We start from the raw sequence: 18,056 nt of genomic DNA on the forward strand, positions 1-18,056 counted from the left end.
GGCTGCCGGGATTTTTTTGTCCATTTACTGAGCCGGGTCGGGATTTGAAAGGCATGTGACTTAAAAGACCTTACTGAGTGCGGGGTTTCGGTGCGCATTACGGGTTTTGTAAAATGGGAATACAAGACGTGTCTCCATACTCACGGACAAGCGGTTGATTTTTCCGGGAGGCTGTTTCGGAATATCTTCGCGAGGCCTGATTCCAGAATGTTCCGGACATATTTGTTTTTTATTCGGAATAATATTTCAGGTCACAGAAAATGCTGGCCGGAGATATTTTACACGGCACTACGTTGTTATACCGCAATGGATGAAGCCCGATTTCTGACGAATGGTATGTCAGAAAGCAGAAGGCGATTTTTCTACGCAGGAATTCCGGGCTGTGTGAATGTGCGCGACAGTATACCAGAAAGCCTGGTCTGTGGTCTGTGTGAGGCTGGCGAGGCCCGGCTGTGGAGCCCGGCAGAACCGGGAAGCCCTTCGCTTGATCGGACCCCATTTGACGATCTCGCGCTCATCCGCCTGGCGGGCATGACATCAGGAGCAGTGAGGCCGTCAGGCCGCTCCGGGAGCGACCTGGCGGATCGTGTTCAGAAGTGGACCTGTGCTTTCAGATACATATAGCGACCGGCGTAATCATACATGCCCGGTGAGGTATTGTAGGAGCCGTTGGCGTAGAAGTTCGGATCTCTGCCTCCGAGGTTTTTGACACCGGCGGTGATGGTGTACTGGTCTCCGTGGTATGTGGCCATCAGGTCATGATACCAGGCCTGGTTGGTTTTCCACCATTCGGACAGTCCTGGTCCGTAGGAAGAGCTGGGATAGAAATTGTAGCCGTCGATGAAACGGACCATGTAGGTCACGCTCCAGCGACCATGGGTGAAGGTTGCTGATCCGTTCGCGACCCATTTCGGGACGCCCGCATCTGTTGACAGATAGCTGATCAGTGCCTGTCCGTCCTGGCTCTGTTCCTTGTAGCTCATGATGTCCTGGATATCGGCGCCGAACGTCAGAGAATTGTTGTAATCGATGGGGCGGCTGTAGCTGGCGTTGATATCGAGGCCGTCCTCAATGAAGGCGCCGGTGTTGGTGTGCAGGCGCGAGACCGGATAAAGCTGTCCGGCGATGTCCCGGCCATGAAGAATGTTACAGTAGCTGCTTGAAAGATTCGTGCTTTCATAACAGCCGTTGAGTTCGGTTGAGAGCGACGGATAACCGATGGTTTCGGTGATGTGCGTGTGGAAATAATCGATTGTTGCTGTCAGGCCGGGGATGAAACGTGGCGTGACGATTGATCCGATGGTGTAGGTCCGGGAGATTTCCGGTTGCAGGAGGCTGTTTCCGCCTGTCTGATATTTCAGGGAACCGTTTGTCTGCTTGAATGTGTTGGGATTGATGCCCTGCGAGCGGCAGTTTGCCGCGATGGTTCCCTGTACACCCGTGGGATATGTTGAGATATAGGCGCAGGGGTCACGCGTGCCGGTGAGACTGACGATTTTTGCCTGGTAGAGATCCTGGATGGTCGGAGCACGGAAGCCGGTGGCGATATTGGCCCGGAAGCTGACATCCTGTGTTGGAGCGTAGATCAGTCCGGCATGCCAGTTATAGGCCTGACCGAAGGTATTGTAGTTGGAGAAGCGGCCGGAGACTTCGGCGGACAGGGCTTTCGCGCCCGGAAGATCTTTCAGGAGCGGGATGCTGAGTTCACCGAAGACTTCGGTGACGTTGTATCCGCCGCCGGTATTGCCACGGACGGAGTTGGAGTTCAGGCCTTCTATGTCTTCCCATGAGGAGTGAAAGAAGCCGTCGAGACTGCGGTGTTCGACGCCAAGCGCGATACCCAGAGGGCCGTAGGGCAGTTTCGCGAGATGTTTGTTGGCAACGGTGAACTGGACGTCGCGCATTTCCTGCATGGAGGGGTAGGTGTCGGTGAAGCCGATGTAATTCGCGGCGGCTTTTGACATGGTGCCTGAAAAAGGATTGTAGGGTGAGCACCCGGAAATGCTGGCGCAAAGGTTCGGGTCATAATAGCCCTGCGTCGATCCGGCGCCCCCGGTCTGATGGAAGCCCAGCGCGTTTTCCATGTTGCGCCAGTTGACTTCGTTGGTCTCGCCTGAATCGGTCGCTGTTTTTCCGTATGAGAAGAAGAAATCGTAGGTCCAGCCGTGAGTGTGGGGCAGATCGCCACGCGCGCCCCCGGTAAACTGATAGTAATTGATGTTGTCGTAACCATAGCGCCGGCCGAGGCCGAACATACGCTGGTAAAGCGCGACATCTTCTCCGAAGGGGTTTCCCGGTTCCCCGGATGGGACGACCATGGCTCCGGAGTTCCCGGTCAGGGTTGTGGCCGGGGTGGCGATATACATCGGGGTGCCGATGGTCTGCGTCTGTGTGTGGCTGAAATTGGCCGTCATGTAGAGCTGGAGATTATTATTGACGTCGTAATGACCGGTGGAGGCTATGGAGCCGACCTGCTGTTCCGCGATGATCTGGTTGTCTTTTGAATAATCATAGTTGTCGCTCCAGCTGTACGGGCGATAACCGCCGCTGCCGTTGGAGATAACGGACTGGGCAACGCCATCGCTGGACGCGGTCAGCGGCGCGCCGCCATTGACGGCGGCATAAACGGGCGAAGGTCCGTATTGCGAACCGTAATATTGTGCCTGGCCAGGCGGATTGTTGACCTTGGCTTCCTGCATGGCCCATTTGCGCTGATCGGCTGCCATCGGAGCCTGGTAATTGTATGAACCGGCGATGGTGAAATTGCCGCGATCGTGATCGAAGTTGAAACCATGGGCGACGGTGAGGGCGGCTGTCTGGTCGTCTCCGTATTCGCTGATGCCGCCATTGGCGGTGAATGTTGTTCCGGTGAAGTTCTTTTTGAGGATGATGTTGACCACGCCGGCGATGGCGTCCGAACCGTAGGTTGTTGACGATCCGTCCTTCAGGATTTCGATCCGGTCGATCATGGCGGGGACGATGGAATTGACGTCCGGGCAGTCAACCGAGCCATTGCCGTTGACCATGCGGTGACCATCAACGAGCACCAGGGTCCGCGCCGTGCCGAGGCTGCGGATGTTCAGGCAGGAGCCGCCGGCGTTGCTGAAGGTGTTTCCGGAGAAGCCCATGGAGGGGATGTGGGCGAAGATGTCGCCTGTGGTCATGGATGAGGATCGCTGGATCTGCTCGGCTGTGATGAGAGTCACGGGCTGGATCTGTGCGGTTTCCTTCGCGCCGAGATGCGTTCCGACGACGGAGATCGCTTCTTCCTTGCCGGTTGCTATAACCTTCGTTTTAGATTTGCTTTTATTCTGGTTAACAATTTGCTGACCGGTTGTTGATCCGGGCAGCGAGATGATCTGAGCGGCTGCATCATCGGCCCATCCGAAAGTCAGTGCTGAAATTCCGAGACTCAATAAACTTAATCTGAATTTTGTTTCCAGTCGCATCATCTGATTCCGCCCGGTGTTGATACATCTTCGTAATGTTTCAACGTAAGCTGGATTGTGTCTATATCAAAATGATTTGTAACCGTTAGCCACAGGTTAAGTGCATCAGATACGGTGCTGAAGCAGGAGGTGTCGGGGCGGTACCGTATCCACGGCACACGCCATCGCCGTCATTATTCTGTAACCAGGTTTCCACATCAGGTTAGAGCATAATCCGATCAATCTGATTCGTATGCGGATGACACTCGACGAAGACACGCCAAGGCGAACCGCCGCCGCATGACGGGTCATGCCAGGGCAACAGCCGCAAGCGTGCGACCGCGAAGATCAGCAGACAGGGCGGGTCATACGGGCCGGCCTCCATACCGGCACACAGTATGAATCAGATTGCGCCCAACATGAGAATCCAAAGTTGATCTGAGTTTACTGAGAGAGAGCGAGCAGGACTTTTGCGGCGCGGGTGCGGTCTGGCGCGAGGGCGAAGGCGTCCTGGAAGCGGGTGATCGGGAATTCCCGGGTGACGAGGGTGTCGGCGATTTCGGGTTTTTCGGCCAGCAGGGCGAGGGCGTCGTCAAATTCGTGATCGAAGCGGAAGGTTCCGCGAAAGTCGAGTTCGCGGCTGATGATCTGTGCGAGGGGGACGGAGACGTTTCCGGGCGGGAACATGCCGACCTGGACGAGGATGCCGCCGCGGCGGGTGCGGGCGATGGCTTCGGGGAGTGCGGCGGCGGCGCCGGTGGCTTCGAACACGATGTCGAACTCGTCTTCGAGCGGGCCGTTGCTGGAGTTGTGGCCTTCCTGTGCACCGAGCAGGAGCGCGCGTTCGAGGGGGAAATTTTGCAGGTCGGTGGCAACGATGCGGGCGGCGCCAGCGTGGACGAGACCGGCGACGATGAGGAGGCCGATGGGACCAGCGCCCTGAACGAGGGCGGAACGTCCCCTCACCTCTCCGGCGCGGCTGATGGCATGCAGGGCGACGGCGAGCGGTTCGGCCAGGCAGGCGCGGCGGGTGTCGAGGCCGGGCGGGAGGTGGCGCAACTGTGTGGCGTCGACGGTCATGGCGCGTCGGAAGCCGCCATCCGTGTGGGGATCGAAGGCGGCGCTGCCGAGGAAGCGGACGTTGCGGCAGAGGTTGCGACGGTCGCGGCGACATTCGGGGCAGTCGCCGCAGGGGCGTGCGGGGTGGATGGCGACGGGGTCACCTTTGGTGAAGCCGGTGACATCGGGGCCGGTGACGGCGACGGTGCCGGAGACTTCATGGCCGAGGATCATGGGATTGTGCAGGACGGAGGCGCCGACGCCGCCATGGGCGAAATAGTGCAGGTCTGAGCCGCAGATTCCGCCCCATTCCATGTTGATGCGGACTTCGCCGGGGCCGGGTTCGGGGAGCGGGCTGGTGTCGAGGCGGAGGTCATGGGCGGCGTGGATGACGAGGGCTTCGGTGCTGGCTGAGGTCATGAGGGGGTGTCCTGAGGGTGAGCCGTGGGTGGCTTCTGTTTTTGTTGTGTGCCGGACAGTTACGCTGACGGGGCCGTTTCGTGGCGTTGTGGAAACGAGCCTGGGGGGCGCCGGTTTCCTGTGGGTGCATAATCCGTAACCGGGCGGTAATGTAGGGATCTGTCTGGTTTTTCCTCCGTATTCTGAAGGTTCTATGCACAACGACACTGTTTTCCGCGAGAATGCGGCTTCTTCCGGTTCCGGCAAGGTGGCTGACGGTTCCGCGCGGCCTACCAGGGGGCGTTTTCAGACCTGGGCGCAGGGGGTTCTGGCTGTGCTGGTCGTGGGGCTGACGTTTTATACGCTCGGGCGGTTCCGGCTGGCGGTGGCGTGGGGCGGGATTCTGGCGATTGTGTGCTGGCCGATGATGGAGTGGGTGCGGCGGCGGTGGTCACCGCGTCATGCGGACACGCTGGTTCCGATGGCGGTGGTGGTGGGGATCGGGCTTGCGTTCGCGGCTCCGGTTCTGGCGATCGGGACGGAGGTTGCGCGGGAGACGCATGACGTGACGCAGTGGTTTGATCAGGCGCGGAGAGACGGGATTCCGGCGCCGGCCTGGCTGGGGCAGTTGCCGGTCGGGCATGCTCAGGCACAGCGCTGGTGGCAGGCCAGTCTGGCTGATCCGGGTGGTGTGCAGGCGGTGATGCATCGTCTGCGTCCGGGGCAGGCTCTGGGAGCGGCGGAGCATGTCGGGCATGGAGCGGCGAACGGGGCGGTGTTGTTCGCGTTTTCGCTGCTGGTGCTGTTTTTTCTGCTGCGGGCGGGCAACGGGCTGACGGATCGGGTGACGGTTCTGACCGGGCGGTTGTTTGGTGCGCGCGGCGGGCTGGTTCTGGCGCAGATTGTCGGGGCTGTGCGCGGGTCGATGGCGGGGCTGGTTCTGGTGGGGCTGGGCGAAGGGGTGCTGATCGGCATTTCCTATATCATCGCGGGGGCGCCTCAGCCGTTGCTGCTTGGGATTCTGACGGCTGTGGCGTCGATGATTCCGATGCTGGGTGGTTTTGCCGTGCTGATTGCGGTGCTGCTGATTCTGATGAAGGGCAGTGTTGGCGCGGCGGTGGCTGTGGGTGTGTTCGGGTGGCTGATTCTGTTTCTGGCGGATCACTTTATCCGTCCGGTTCTGATTGGCGGGTCGATCCGGCTGCCGTTTGTGTGGGTTTTGCTTGGGATTCTGGGCGGGCTGGAGACCTGGGGGCTGGTGGGACTGTTTCTCGGGCCGGTTCTGATGGCGGTGGCGCATCTGATGTGGCGGTTTGGCTCGACGCGGGGGCTGTTGCGCGGCCGGGGGTGACGGAGGCTGGTCCCTGGTGCGGTGATGATGGTTATGGTTGCGGTGCCGGGGCAGACGGTTTTTCAGTAACGGGTCTGGCTTTTTGCGCTGCTTCTTTTTTCATCTGATTCCAGCGGCAGTTTTCATTGGTTGTCCACTTCGGGCAGCCATGGCCGTGATTACAGAGGAGGCGTCCGCACACGTCACAGGACAGCGCCGGGGGTAAATCGTTCCGGTCGGGTATTTCGTTTCCGAAAATGAGCGGCCAGGAGCGGCAGAGTGCCGTGCTCGTGCGATCTTCCGCGGGTTCCGGAGTGATATCGTGTTCATCGCTCTTTTCGGGTGGCGGGGCGTCCTCCGATCCGGGCTGATTGTCTGTCTGTCTGAAAGAAACGGTGTTTCCGGGTTTTGAGGGGAATTTACCTTCGCAGCGGCACAGCAGGGTGATGCTCTGGTCTGAACTGAGCTGTGCGGTGACTGTGCCGCGTGCGGTGACTGAGATCCTGGTAATTTTCGGCATGTAACGAGCGAATTGACCTGTGATGACAACACTGATGAATTGCGTGAAGGTCTTTGTGATCAGGCGGATGCTGCGGGTGGGGTCCCATGCGCAGAGGGGCTGGGTGTCGTTGCCTCGGAAGAAGAGGGCGCTGATCTGGCTGGTCAGGCTTCCGATGAAAAATTCAGCGGATTTTTCTGAAAAATCAGGGCGTCCGACTCTTTCTGTTACGATCTGATTATACTCTTCAACCAGTCCCTGGAGAACGACGAAGTAGATTTCGGGCAGGACCGGTGCGCGGCGCCATGTCAGGCAGTGCGACATCAGACTGTCGATGTGCCGGCTGAATGCTGTCGTGTTCTGTCTCGTTCCGGTTGCGAGGCTCAGAAAGCCGCCCTGAAGCAGCCCGATGAATTTTCCGGTTCTGACCAGATCGTCCGGGATACTGGCGAAGGGATTCCAGGCCTGCTGTCGCATTGCGAACAGATAGGCGGGAACTCTTGTTTCCTGGCGTTTTTTCGCTTCCATATCCCACAGGTCATCCTGACCGAGGGTGACGAGTGGTGTGTGTGTTTTGACGAATCCGTCGATGTAACGGCGCATGTCTTCGTTATAGATGCCGATGACATGAATGGTGCATCGTGAAAACCCGATGCGTGTCTCTTTGATTTCCCATGCCGAAATCCAGTCGTCCGTCAGGGTGCCGATATAGTTGATGCCGGCTGTTTTGCCGGCCTGCTTGTGTTTGACCGAGAGCTGGCTGAAACCCTGGTTGCTGACAGAAGTGTTTTTGACATCATAGAGGATCTGACGGGCGCCATTATCCGTTATCTGAAGCAGATCGGCACGATGCCAGATTTTATCGCCTGGTTTGCTGATCTGGAAACATGAGATGTCTGTGATTTCATCAGTCGGGGGCAGCCACGATGCGATCCAGTTCAGCGCCAGGCGCTCCGCGGCCCGGGCGGCGAACATCGGGAACGGATTGAGACGGTTGTCATTCCAGAGATCGACGATCGCGTTATCGATTTTTCTGGTGTTCTCATCGACCTCGTCGAGGAGTGCGTGCATGTTTTCGCTGACGCTGGCTGGTTGTTTCGGTATTTTTCTGAGTGTGTCTGCGATCTGTCCGGTGAGCAGGCGCCGGAGCAGAGCGTCATAACGGGCATTGACGGCATCGAAAGGCGCTCTGTAGTCACTGAGGGATGCGAAATTCACCAGTATTTCTGTACATTTCGCGAGTGGTCCGGTGTAACGACTGCGTGTTGCATCCAGCCGGGCGTACAGAGTGTGTAATCGCTGGCGCCGTTTCGTCATCTTACACGACCAGCCCGTGTCCTGGCGATGGCGCAGGGTCCGTAATTGCTGCGATTGCTCCGTCATTCTGCCGGACCAGACGGTGTCCAGTCCGGTGAGGCTGGCGGAGTTTGTTCTGATTGTTTTCCCCCAGGCTTTTTCGGCTTTTTTCTGAATCTTTTTGATGCGGTTCTGTTTTGATCCGATCAGGGTTTCCCAGGCGGCTTCGGGAGGCGGGATCTTCCGCAGATGATTTTCGCTGAATCCGGCTTTTTCTTCTGCGTGGGTGGCGAGGATGGAAAGGAGAGCCTCGAAATAAAGTCCTGCCATGATCTGTTCGAGGCGGGATTGTAATGAACCGGTGTTTTCTGCCGTAAGCTGTTCCATCCAGAGTCGCCCGAGAACGAGCAGGACGTTGGGGAGGTGACGGCGTCTGGCGAGGTCGTCAACGGTTTTGAGGGCGGAGGCCGGGAGGCGGCTGCCATCTGTGGTGGGAGCGCAGGCCTGCTGTATGGCCTCGAAGAGAGAACCGTAGAAAAATCCGGGAGGTTTATCCGGGTCGAGTTTACGGCACAGGGACTGCCATGCGGCTTTGTCGGGCGTTGCGAATGGCAGGCTGGCGTGGGGCCAGGCGGGTTTGCCGCATTGCGGGCAGGATGGTGACGGTTCCGGGGATGGCGGTACTGGCAGGGTTATCGCGCAGGGCAGGCAGATGAACTGACTGACGGGGAGCAGAGTGTTGCGGGCCAGGGGAAGACCGAGGAGCCAGCCTGTGAGATGCGGGCCTGTCGGGGAGATGCTGTTTTCCGGAAATCGCTCTGGTGACGGGTTCACTGCTCTTGCACCGTTTCAGGAATGGAAAATCGCATGATTCCGGCCCGGGCTGTCCGTCTGAGTATCATACGGATCATCCGCTGAATTCTGACGCAGATGGACGGGGAGCCGCAAGTCCTGCGGGCTGACACGAAGGGTGTTTTTTCGTGGGAATGACGGTATGGGGGCGCCGGCTGCCGGGACAGGCTGGAGACCGGAGCCCCTGGGTATCAGTCGGTGAGGCGCTGGATGCGGCGGGCTTCGCGGGTGTGGGCGCGGAGGATGTCGTTGATGCCTGCGATGAGGGGGATGCCGTCTTCGACGAGGATTTTGCCGTTGACGATGGTGGTTCCGGCGGTGGCGGGGGCGCAGCGGAGCCAGGCTTCGACGGGGTCTGTGAGGGCACCGGCGAGAGCGATGTCTGACATTTTCCAGATGACGAGATCGGCGCAGGCACCGGGGTTGAGGTGGCCGGTTTCGTCTTCCCGGCCGAGGCAGGCGGCGCCGCCGCGTGTGGCCATGTCGAGGGCGTCGCGGGCGGACATGGAGTGGGGGCCGTTTCTGAAGCGTCCGAGGAGGAGGGCCATGCGGGTTTCCAGCCACATTGAGGCGTGATCGGTGGAGGCGGAGCCGTCGCAGCCGAGGCCCACACGCATGCCGCGACGGCGCATGTCCATGGCGTCGGCGGCGCCCCCGCCGATCATCATGTTGGAGCAGGGGCACTGGGCGGTGCAGACGCCGGCATGGGCGAGGCGGTCGATTTCGTCTTTTGAGGGGTAGATGTAGTGGGCGACCCAGGAGCGCGGGGAGGCCCAGCCGACGCGTTCAAAATACTCGGTTGGGGTGCAGCCGTAGATTTCGGCGCAGTATCGGTCTTCGTCGGGGTCTTCGGCCAGGTGGGTGTGAAGGCGGAGGTCGTGTTTTTCGGCGAGGGCGGCTGATTCCGTCATGATGCGTTCGGAGACGCTGAACAGGGAGCAGGGTGCCAGGGCGACGCGGCCCATGGCGCCGGGTGTGGCGTCGTGGAATTTGCCGGCGAGGCGTTCGCTGTCGGCGAGGATGGTGTCTTCGTCCTGAACGACGGAGGCCGGTGGGAGTCCGCCGTCTTCGACGGAGCGCGTCATGGAGCCGCGTGTGGCGTGAAAGCGGAAACCGATTTCGCGGGCGGCGCGGAACTGGGCGTCGATGAGGAAGGGCTGGGGATGGACGTACATGTGGTCCATCGAGGTTGTGCAGCCGCCCATCAGGAGCTCGACCATGGCGATGAAGGTTGAGAGGTAGACGGACTCTTCGTCGAGTGCGGCCCAGAGGGGATAGAGGCCTTGCAGCCACTCGAACAGGGTGCCGTTTGTGACCGGCGCGTACGAGCGGGTCAGGTTCTGGTACATGTGGTGGTGGGCGTTGATGAGGCCGGGGGTGACGAGCTGGCCGTGTGCTGAGCGGGTGGTGCTGGCGGCGGGTGGTGGTTCGCTGCTGTGGCCGTGGGAGTGGATGCGCTGGTTTTTGATGGCGATCCAGCCATTGGGGATTTCGCGATTGCGATCGATGTAGATGTAAGCGTCTGTGATCAGGAGATCGACGGTCATGGCGGGCCTCTGAACGTGTACCGGTTGCGGGACGAAGTATCGTCCCGTCGCGATGAAGCCCTGTTCCGGAGGTGCGGGGTCCGGATCGTCATCGTGGTGGTATCGAACGGGCGCTTGGGATGATGTTTTTAACACCGGGCGGATCAATGAGGCAATGAGTCTGGCGAGGGTGAGTTCCCTGCCCTTTTGTACTTCCCGGTGTGTGTTATGCTGCTTATTCCGGGCGTGTTTCTGCTTTGGCGATGTAATCGCGGGTTAATGGGACGGCGGTCTGCGAACGGGTGAGCTGGAGCTGGAAGTTCATGTGGCCCTGGACGATGAAGGAGAGTTCGGCGGCGGCGAGGTAGAACTCGAACATGCGGCAGAAGCGTTCATCGTAAAGGGCTTTGGCTTTGTCGCGGTTTTTCGCGAACCGTTCGCGCCAGATGGCGATGGTTTTTGCGTAATGCAGACGGAGGATTTCGCAGTCTGTGACCCACAGGCCGGTGGGTTCGATGGCGGCGAAAGTTTCGCTGAGGCAGGGTGAGTAGCCGCCTGGGAAGATGTATTTGTCGATCCAGGGGTTGGTGGTTCCGGGGCCGTCATTGCGGCCGATGGAATGGATCAGGGCGACGCCATCGTCTGTGAGGCAGTCACGGACTTTTTCGAAGAAGGTCTGGTAGTGGGCGATGCCGACATGTTCGAACATGCCGACTGAGACGACGCGATCATAGCGGGTGCGGACGTTGCGGTAGTCCATCAGTTCGAAGCGGACGCGGTGTGAGAGGCCGGCGGCTTCGGCGCGTTTGCGGGCAGTGTTGAGCTGCTCGGTGGAGAGGGTGACGCCGGTGACGGTGGCGCCGTAGTCTTTTGCGAGGGTGAGCGCCATGCCGCCCCAGCCGCAACCGATGTCGAGAACGGAGAGGTCTGGCCGGTCGAGCAGGAGTTTGGCGGCGATGTGGTGCTTCTTGGCTTCCTGGGCTTCGTCGAGGGTTTCGTTTCCGGTTCGGAAGTAGGCGCAGGAATACTGACGATCTCTGTCGAGGAAGAGATCGTAGAGCGATTCGCCGAGATCGTAGTGGTGGGCGACGTTTTTACGGGAGCGGGATTCCGGATTGAACTGGATTTTCTTACGCCGGAGGTAGCGGACGGCGGCGGCAAGGGAGTCGCCGATATGGCCGGCGGACATGGTGTTGAGCATGAGGACGTGGAGGAGGTCGTAGAGGGTGCAGCTCTGGGGCTGGATGGTGCCATCCATATAGGCCTCGCCGAATCCCAGGCCGGGGTTGAGGAGGAGGTTTCGTTCGGCGGTGCGGGTTGTGAGGCGCATGGCGGCGTGGGGGCCGGGTGTTGTGCCCTGGTAATGCGTGGTTGAGCCGTCGGCGTAGGTGACGTCCAGGGAACCGGCGGAGATGAATTTTTTCAGGACGTAATCGACCGGCTTTTTCATGAATGATCCCCTGCCCTTGCCCTGGGTTTTGTTCGGGGGTTGTTTTAGGGCAGGTGGTGGCGGGGTTAAAGGCCGGACCCTCTGGTATTATACCGATCCGCATAAAGATTGACTGTCATGCAGAAAGCCTGGGCTCTGCCCGAACCCGGAAGGAGCGCGACTTCCTTCACCCTGATCTGTTGATAAAGAAGTCTGTTTCCGGAAGTCCGCGACTTTTGGCGGGATGCGGGGTGGAGTGCCGCGGCTCTTCTTCTGTGTGTCGGCCTCAATGCTGGCTGGTATTAGACCCTGCCAGTCTCACTTGGGTCAGAGGCGGGACTTTCTGGCATTACTTCAGTCGAAGGAAATATACATTCGACAGCAGGGCAGAGTTTTTCCGTTACCCGTGAGTAAAGCTTCCGGGTGCAGGAGTCGCAGACCTGGTTGCCGCAGCCGGACAGGAAGCACGCCGATGGATCATGGCTGATTGCGGGTATTCCGGCTGGCGGGAGCTGTATTTTCCGGGGGAAAATCGTGACAAAAAAACCCGGATGGGAGCCATCCGGGTTTTTCAGGACTTTATGAGGAAAGCGACCGTCAGACGGCGGCTGCTTCACCTTCGGTCGTGGCTTCTGCTTCTGTGTCTTCAGCATCGTCAGGAACCGGAAGCTCGTATTCGTCTTCTTCGGTGCCGATGACTTCGCCTTTTGCCTGACGCTCGGCTTCTTCAGCCGAACGCGCGACATTGACGCGCACGTGGATTGAGACTTCCGGGTGCAGGTCAACGCGGACGTCGTACAGACCCAGGGTCTTGATCGGATGTGGCAGAAACACCTGGGTACGGGCGACGGTCAGACCGGCTTCCGTGGTGGCCAGGGCAATGTCGCGGGTGGACACCGAGCCGTAGAGGTTGCCGGCATCGCCAGCCTGACGGATCAGGACGACGGTGAGGCCTTCCATGCGCTCGGAGAGACGCTCGGCCTCTTCGCGACGCTTGATGTTTGTGGCCTCAAGCTGGGCGCGCTCACGGTCGAAACGGTCGCGATTGGCGGCGTTCGCACGAATGGCCTTGCCCTGCGGAAGGAGGAAGTTACGGGCATAGCCCGGCTTCACCTTCACAAGCTCGCCCATCTGGCCGAGATGCTCGACGCGCTGGAGGAGGATAACTTCTGTAACAGCCATGATTACCTCTCCTCAGCCCACAACGTAGGGGAGCAGGGCGAGGAAACGGGCGCGCTTGATGGCCTGGGCCAGTTCGCGCTGCTTCTTCGCGGAAACCGCTGTGATACGGCTTGGGACGATCTTGCCGCGCTCGGACAGAAAGCGACTGAGCAGGCGGACGTCCTTGTAGTCGATCTTCGGCGCGTTCGGGCCGGAGAACGGGCATGCCTTACGACGGCGGTAGAACGGGCGGCGCGCGCCAACGGCAGTGCGGCGTCCGGCGGGATTAACTTCGCTTGTCTCGGACATTCGATATTACTCCGCTTTCGGCTCAGGATTGTCGTCACGAGCGCGATATTCCTCGCGATCGTCATAGGAACGGCGCGGACGACCACTCTCGAACCGGCCTGAGGGCTTCGGGCCACGGAAGTTGCCACGATCACCGCGATCGCCACGGTCGTCGCCCTTGCGGGACAGAACCGGAGACGGGGTATCGTCGATTTCCTCGACGCGGAGGGTAAGGACGCGCAGGACGTCTTCGTTAAGGGCGAGCTGACGCTCGACTTCCTTCAGCGCAGGCGCGGTCGCATCGAGACCGAGGAGCATGTAATGCGCCTTGCGGTTCTTCTTGATGCGGTATGCCAGGGAGCGAAGGCCCCAGTATTCCTGCTTTTTGATCGAGCCGTTTTCGCCTTCGAGGTATGTTTTGATACCTTCGGCGATGGCTTCAACCTGCTGCTGGTTGATATCGTTACGTGCGATAAGCACGGTTTCATACAAGGGCACTGTGTATCCCTCCGGATTGCTTCAACCCAAAACCATTGCGGACCGTTCCACGATGGTGCGCTGTCTCCGGATTTGAAGCCGATGACATAATGCGCGGCGGGTATAGCCGGGAGCGATGCCACACGCCCGGCAGGGAAGAAGCGGCATGAAGCATGAATGGCGGGGGAAGGCAACCCTGAAGTGGGGTTTTACTTCGTATAGGAGGTCCGTGTTCCGGGGCGGACGGGGATGACGAACTGCGTGCCGGGGGCCGCTTTATCGAAATCGTGGGCGATGTCGTAGAAGTTGCGGTCCGGCTCGACAGGGAAGCGCCAGTCACGCGGGATGCCGCAGAAGATCATCGTTACCAGCGTGCAGATAGCGATGCCGCGCGCCCAGCCGCGGGGACCGGCGAAGGTCAGTGTGACGAGGACGGTCATCCAGAAGACGATGGGCAGGAACAGATAACGCATGCCGCTGTCGGGCTGGCGCATGGCGACCCAGACGGCGCTGCCATCCGCCGTGGCGAGCGGATGTGACAGGCCGGCGAACAGCATCAGGAGGGTGAACAGCGCGGCGAGGCGCATGGCGGGCCAGCGTCTGGCGGCGACGAAGCAGAGCCACAGGGCTGTCGGGACCATGATCCATGGCAGGAGGCCGATACGCCAGGCGCCCGTGGCGTACCACTGTTCGATGTGACGATGACCAACGAGAGTGGCAAGGATGACCTGTCCGCCGATCAGACGGACCAGGTTGGTGGGCGTTGCACCGAGATTGGCCGGAGTGCCACGCTGCGCCATGTAGATGGCACCGCCCTGGACAAGGGCGCCGGCAACGAGGATGGCAAGTCTGATGCTGCTGGCCCTCATGTCGCCGGACTGTGAGCGCCGCTGCCAGACTACAATGGCTGCGATCGGGGTCAGCAGGATGCAGAATGGTCCGCTGGTGGCGCCGAGGGCGAGCATGATGACGTCGAACGCCCAGGCGGCGGTGGAGCGGGGCGGGTTTGAAAGAAGGATGAGAAAGGAGACGATGGCGAGGTGCCACTGACTGTTCGTGAGGTTGCCGTGGACTTCCCAGGTGTTGGGCAGAACGCACCAGAACAGGGCAATGGTGGTGCGCAGTGCCCGGGAGGAGCAGATATTTTCGCAGCGGGAGGAAATGAGGAGGGCGGCGGGCATTACCTCGAAGGTAAAGGCGGCCAGTGCAAAAACCGTAGGCCCCCAGCTCAGGGAGAACGGTCTTGAGAGCAGGGCGACGATGCGGTCGTCCGTCTGAAAATAGCCGGTATGGGGCAGGATGAGGCTGCCGAGGCCCAGCGAGCGTGCTTCCGGCCACCAGTTCCATCCGTCCTCGCCCCAGAACTGGGCGTCGAGCAGAATTTCCGGCCATCGCAGGAACGTGAGCAGGGCACAGGCCAGGATGGCCATGGCCATGGCTTTTCGCTCATGCAGGACGGCGCTGCTGGCAGGTCTGTTCATGTTGCTCTCTCTGGGGGGATCCGGCCGGAACGTGGCTGGCACCCGATTACCGGAACTGGATATCGGGTCTGCAGCCGGTTTTACAGAGGGCCCGGATATTTTTTTTGACGGCCATCAGATGGCGCGTGTGGGGGCGGGAAAGACGGGGGATGACCTGATGATGGTTCGGCGGATTTTACGGGCGGCGGCCTTCGTTCCCGTGGCTGGAGGTGCCGTTACCGGAGACAGGACCGGGCGGGATGGGGCGCAGGCGTTCGGGGATCGTGAGGCCGAGGCGGTTGGGGATGTCCCAGATTTCCCGGACGACGGCAGTGATCTCAAAGCCGGCTTTGAGATAGGCGGGAAGTGCGCGGGGATGGTCGGCGGAACAGGTGTTGACCGTGACGCGCAAGGGGTGGGGCGCCCAGATGATGTCCACGACGTTGCTCAGGAAGGTGCTGCCGATGCTGCGTCCGATCGCGTCTGGCAGGAGGCCGAAATAGGCCAGGTTGACGATATTCCAGGGCAGAGTTTCAAGTTCGAAGAAGCCGCGGAGATACTGGCCTTCCCGGAGGAGGTAAACGCGGCGGCCGGGTTCGGCGAGGAGTGCGGCAAGATCTTTGTCTGACATGACCTGACGCATCCACCAGCAATAATCCCGGCCGACGCGGTCATAGAGATCACGGTAGAACGCGACGGACGGATGGGGCTCGTGAGTGATGCTCCATCCGGCCGGGAGTGGCGGAGCCGGTTTTGCGGGCGGGTGGAGCATCTCCATGAAGGTGACATCCACGATCGCCCGGGTGGTCGGTTCCATGGACTCAGTTATCGTCGAGGAAGGACCGGAGTTTACGGCTGCGGCTCGGGTGTTTGAGTTTACGCAGGGCTTTGGCTTCGATCTGACGGATACGTTCGCGGGTGACGTTGAACTGCTGTCCGACTTCTTCCAGCGTGTGGTCGGTGTTCATACCGATACCGAAACGCATGCGCAGGACGCGTTCTTCACGAGGCGTGAGGGAAGCGAGGACGCGGGTCGTGGCTTCGCGCAGGTTGGTCTGAATCGCGGCTTCGAGCGGAATGACAGCGCTCTTATCCTCGATGAAGTCACCCAGGTGGCTGTCTTCCTCGTCACCGATCGGGGTTTCGAGAGAGATCGGCTCTTTGGCAATTTTGAGAACCTTGCGGACCTTTTCCAGTGGCATGCCGAGTTTTTCGGCCAGTTCTTCCGGGGCGGGTTCGCGGCCGATTTCGTGCAGCATCTGGCGTGAGGTACGGACCAGTTTATTGATCGTTTCGATCATGTGCACGGGGATACGGATGGTGCGGGCCTGATCGGCGATCGAGCGGGTGATGGCCTGTCTGATCCACCATGTCGCGTAGGTCGAGAACTTGTAGCCGCGCCGGTATTCGAACTTATCGACGGCCTTCATCAGGCCGATATTGCCTTCCTGAATGAGATCGAGGAACTGCAGGCCGCGATTGGTATATTTTTTGGCGATGGAAATGACGAGACGGAGATTGGCCTCGATCATCTCTTTCTTGGCGCGGGCGGAATCGCGTTCGCCACGACCGACGGTGGCGTAGACGCGGCGGAATTCGCTGACCGAGAGGCCGGTATCCTGGGCGAGGTCCGCGACCTGGCTGCGGAGATCGGCCATGGTGTCAGGATGTTTGGCGACGAGGTTTTTCCAGCCCTTGCCAGGGAGGGTGGCGATCATGTCCATCCAGCCCGGATCGATTTCGTGCTGGCGGTATTTGATCAGGAAGTCTTCGCGCGAGACCTTGCAGCTTTCCGCGAGGCGGAGCATGCGGCCTTCGAGAACATTGAGGTTCTGGAACAGCTCTTTGAGCTGCATGACCAGTTCCTCGATGCGGTTGTTATGCAGGTGAACCTGCTCGACTTTCGCGACGAGTTCGGCGCGGAGCTTGAGATAGGCCTTTTCGATTTTGTCCGTGGTTTCCTCGCCGGCGACGAGCGCTTCGATACGCTTGTCCTGCATTTTCTGCAGTCTGTCGTAGAGCGGCTCGATCTCGTCGAACTGGAGGAGGATGTCGGGCTTGAGTTTTTCTTCGAGCGCGGAAAGGGAGAGGCCGCTCCCCTCGCCTTCTCCGCCTTCGGCCTCTTCTGCATCGTCCGGCTCTTCTGTCTCGGCTTCTTCGCCTTCGGCGCCTTCCGCCGGGACGCCTTCAGGGCCGTTGGCTTCGGCCTGCATGGCTTCGAGATCGACGATGTCGCGCAGGAGCATGTCGCCGACTTTGAGGCGTTCATGCCAGGAGATGATGGCGCGGAAGGTCAGCGGGCTTTCGCAGAGGCCGCCGATCATTTCATCGCGGCCGGCCTCGATGCGCTTGGCGATGGCGATTTCGCCCTCGCGGGACAGCAGTTCGACGGAGCCCATCTCGCGCAGATACATGCGGACCGGATCATCGGTGCGGCCAACATTCTCGCTGACGTTGCCGCGGGTCGCAGCGGCGCCTTCCGGGCCGGGCTCGGCTTCGGCCTCGGCTTCCTCTTCCTCGTCGCTGTCGGCGGCTTTTTCCTCGGTACCCTCCGACTCATCGTTATCTTCGTTTTCGACGACCTGGATGCCCATTTCGGACAGCACGGCCATGACATCCTCGATCTGTTCGGAGGACATCTGGTCCTGTGGCAGGACGGCGTTAAGTTCGTCGAACGTGATGTAGCCACGCTCGCGGCCTTTGGCGATCAGGCGCTTGACGGCGCCGGACTGTGTATCGAGGAGGGTGTTGTCGCTGTCCTGGTCGCCGGAGGTCGCGGCATTGCCAGCAGCAGTCTTTGTCGCCATTCCCGGAATATCTCCCCGTGTCCGCCTCTCCACCGTGAGAGGCAG

12 protein-coding genes are annotated in these 18,056 nt (G+C 60.2%); 1 reads left to right on the top strand and 11 read right to left on the bottom strand.

Annotation, left to right across the window (positions count from 1 at the left end; all coding sequences use genetic code 11):
• Window positions 1-590: 590 nt before the first annotated feature.
• Together GOB85_RS03650 and GOB85_RS03655 are read right to left on the bottom strand one after the other, a co-directional pair.
• Window positions 591-3,416 carry a TonB-dependent receptor domain-containing protein gene (locus tag GOB85_RS03650; protein ID WP_173576275.1) on the bottom strand — a complete coding sequence of 942 codons (2,826 nt, stop codon included), beginning with the start codon at window positions 3,414-3,416 and terminating at the stop codon, window positions 591-593.
• Window positions 3,417-3,872: 456 nt separating this feature from the next.
• A complete protein-coding gene (locus tag GOB85_RS03655) occupies window positions 3,873-4,907 on the bottom strand; it encodes an L-idonate 5-dehydrogenase (protein ID WP_173576370.1) in 1,035 nt (344 codons plus the stop codon).
• A 193-nt stretch (window positions 4,908-5,100) separates the two neighbouring features.
• On the opposite strand from GOB85_RS03655, the gene GOB85_RS03660 reads away from it, so the two are divergent.
• Entirely contained in the window at window positions 5,101-6,237 is a 1,137-nt protein-coding gene (locus tag GOB85_RS03660) for an AI-2E family transporter (protein WP_173576276.1), read from the top strand.
• A 31-nt stretch (window positions 6,238-6,268) separates the two neighbouring features.
• On the opposite strand, the gene GOB85_RS03665 is transcribed toward GOB85_RS03660, so the two are convergent.
• The 9 genes from GOB85_RS03665 to rpoD all read right to left on the bottom strand — a co-directional run bounded on the left by GOB85_RS03665 (window position 6,269) and on the right by rpoD (window position 18,011).
• On the bottom strand, window positions 6,269-8,845 hold the full coding sequence (locus GOB85_RS03665) for a hypothetical protein (protein WP_173576277.1): 2,577 nt from the start codon (window positions 8,843-8,845) through the stop codon (window positions 6,269-6,271).
• A 209-nt stretch (window positions 8,846-9,054) separates the two neighbouring features.
• Entirely contained in the window at window positions 9,055-10,410 is a 1,356-nt protein-coding gene (locus GOB85_RS03670) for an 8-oxoguanine deaminase (protein ID WP_173576371.1), read from the bottom strand.
• Window positions 10,411-10,624: 214 nt separating this feature from the next.
• Entirely contained in the window at window positions 10,625-11,839 is a 1,215-nt protein-coding gene (locus GOB85_RS03675) for an SAM-dependent methyltransferase (RefSeq protein WP_173576278.1), read from the bottom strand.
• A gap of 576 nt (window positions 11,840-12,415) precedes the next feature.
• A complete protein-coding gene (gene rplI, locus GOB85_RS03680; RefSeq protein ID WP_173576279.1) occupies window positions 12,416-13,000 on the bottom strand; it encodes a 50S ribosomal protein L9 in 585 nt (194 codons plus the stop codon).
• 12 nt (window positions 13,001-13,012) lie between these two features.
• The gene (rpsR, locus tag GOB85_RS03685; RefSeq protein WP_173576280.1) at window positions 13,013-13,288 is read right to left on the bottom strand and encodes a 30S ribosomal protein S18; all 276 of its coding nucleotides are present in this window, start codon (window positions 13,286-13,288) and stop codon (window positions 13,013-13,015) included.
• Between the two features lie 6 nt (window positions 13,289-13,294).
• Complete coding sequence (gene rpsF / locus GOB85_RS03690) at window positions 13,295-13,765, bottom strand: 30S ribosomal protein S6 (protein WP_173576281.1); 471 nt, start codon at window positions 13,763-13,765, stop codon at window positions 13,295-13,297.
• A 188-nt stretch (window positions 13,766-13,953) separates the two neighbouring features.
• Window positions 13,954-15,225 carry a hypothetical protein gene (locus tag GOB85_RS03695; protein ID WP_173576282.1) on the bottom strand — a complete coding sequence of 424 codons (1,272 nt, stop codon included), beginning with the start codon at window positions 15,223-15,225 and terminating at the stop codon, window positions 13,954-13,956.
• Between the two features lie 175 nt (window positions 15,226-15,400).
• The gene (locus GOB85_RS03700; RefSeq protein ID WP_242011270.1) at window positions 15,401-16,021 is read right to left on the bottom strand and encodes a GNAT family N-acetyltransferase; all 621 of its coding nucleotides are present in this window, start codon (window positions 16,019-16,021) and stop codon (window positions 15,401-15,403) included.
• Between the two features lie 4 nt (window positions 16,022-16,025).
• Window positions 16,026-18,011 carry an RNA polymerase sigma factor RpoD gene (rpoD, locus tag GOB85_RS03705; RefSeq protein WP_173576283.1) on the bottom strand — a complete coding sequence of 662 codons (1,986 nt, stop codon included), beginning with the start codon at window positions 18,009-18,011 and terminating at the stop codon, window positions 16,026-16,028.
• Between the last annotated feature and the right edge of the window lie 45 nt (window positions 18,012-18,056).

The sequence above is a fragment of the Acetobacter fallax genome, assembly GCF_011516735.1.
In the GTDB taxonomy this organism is placed as follows: domain Bacteria; phylum Pseudomonadota; class Alphaproteobacteria; order Acetobacterales; family Acetobacteraceae; genus Acetobacter; species Acetobacter fallax.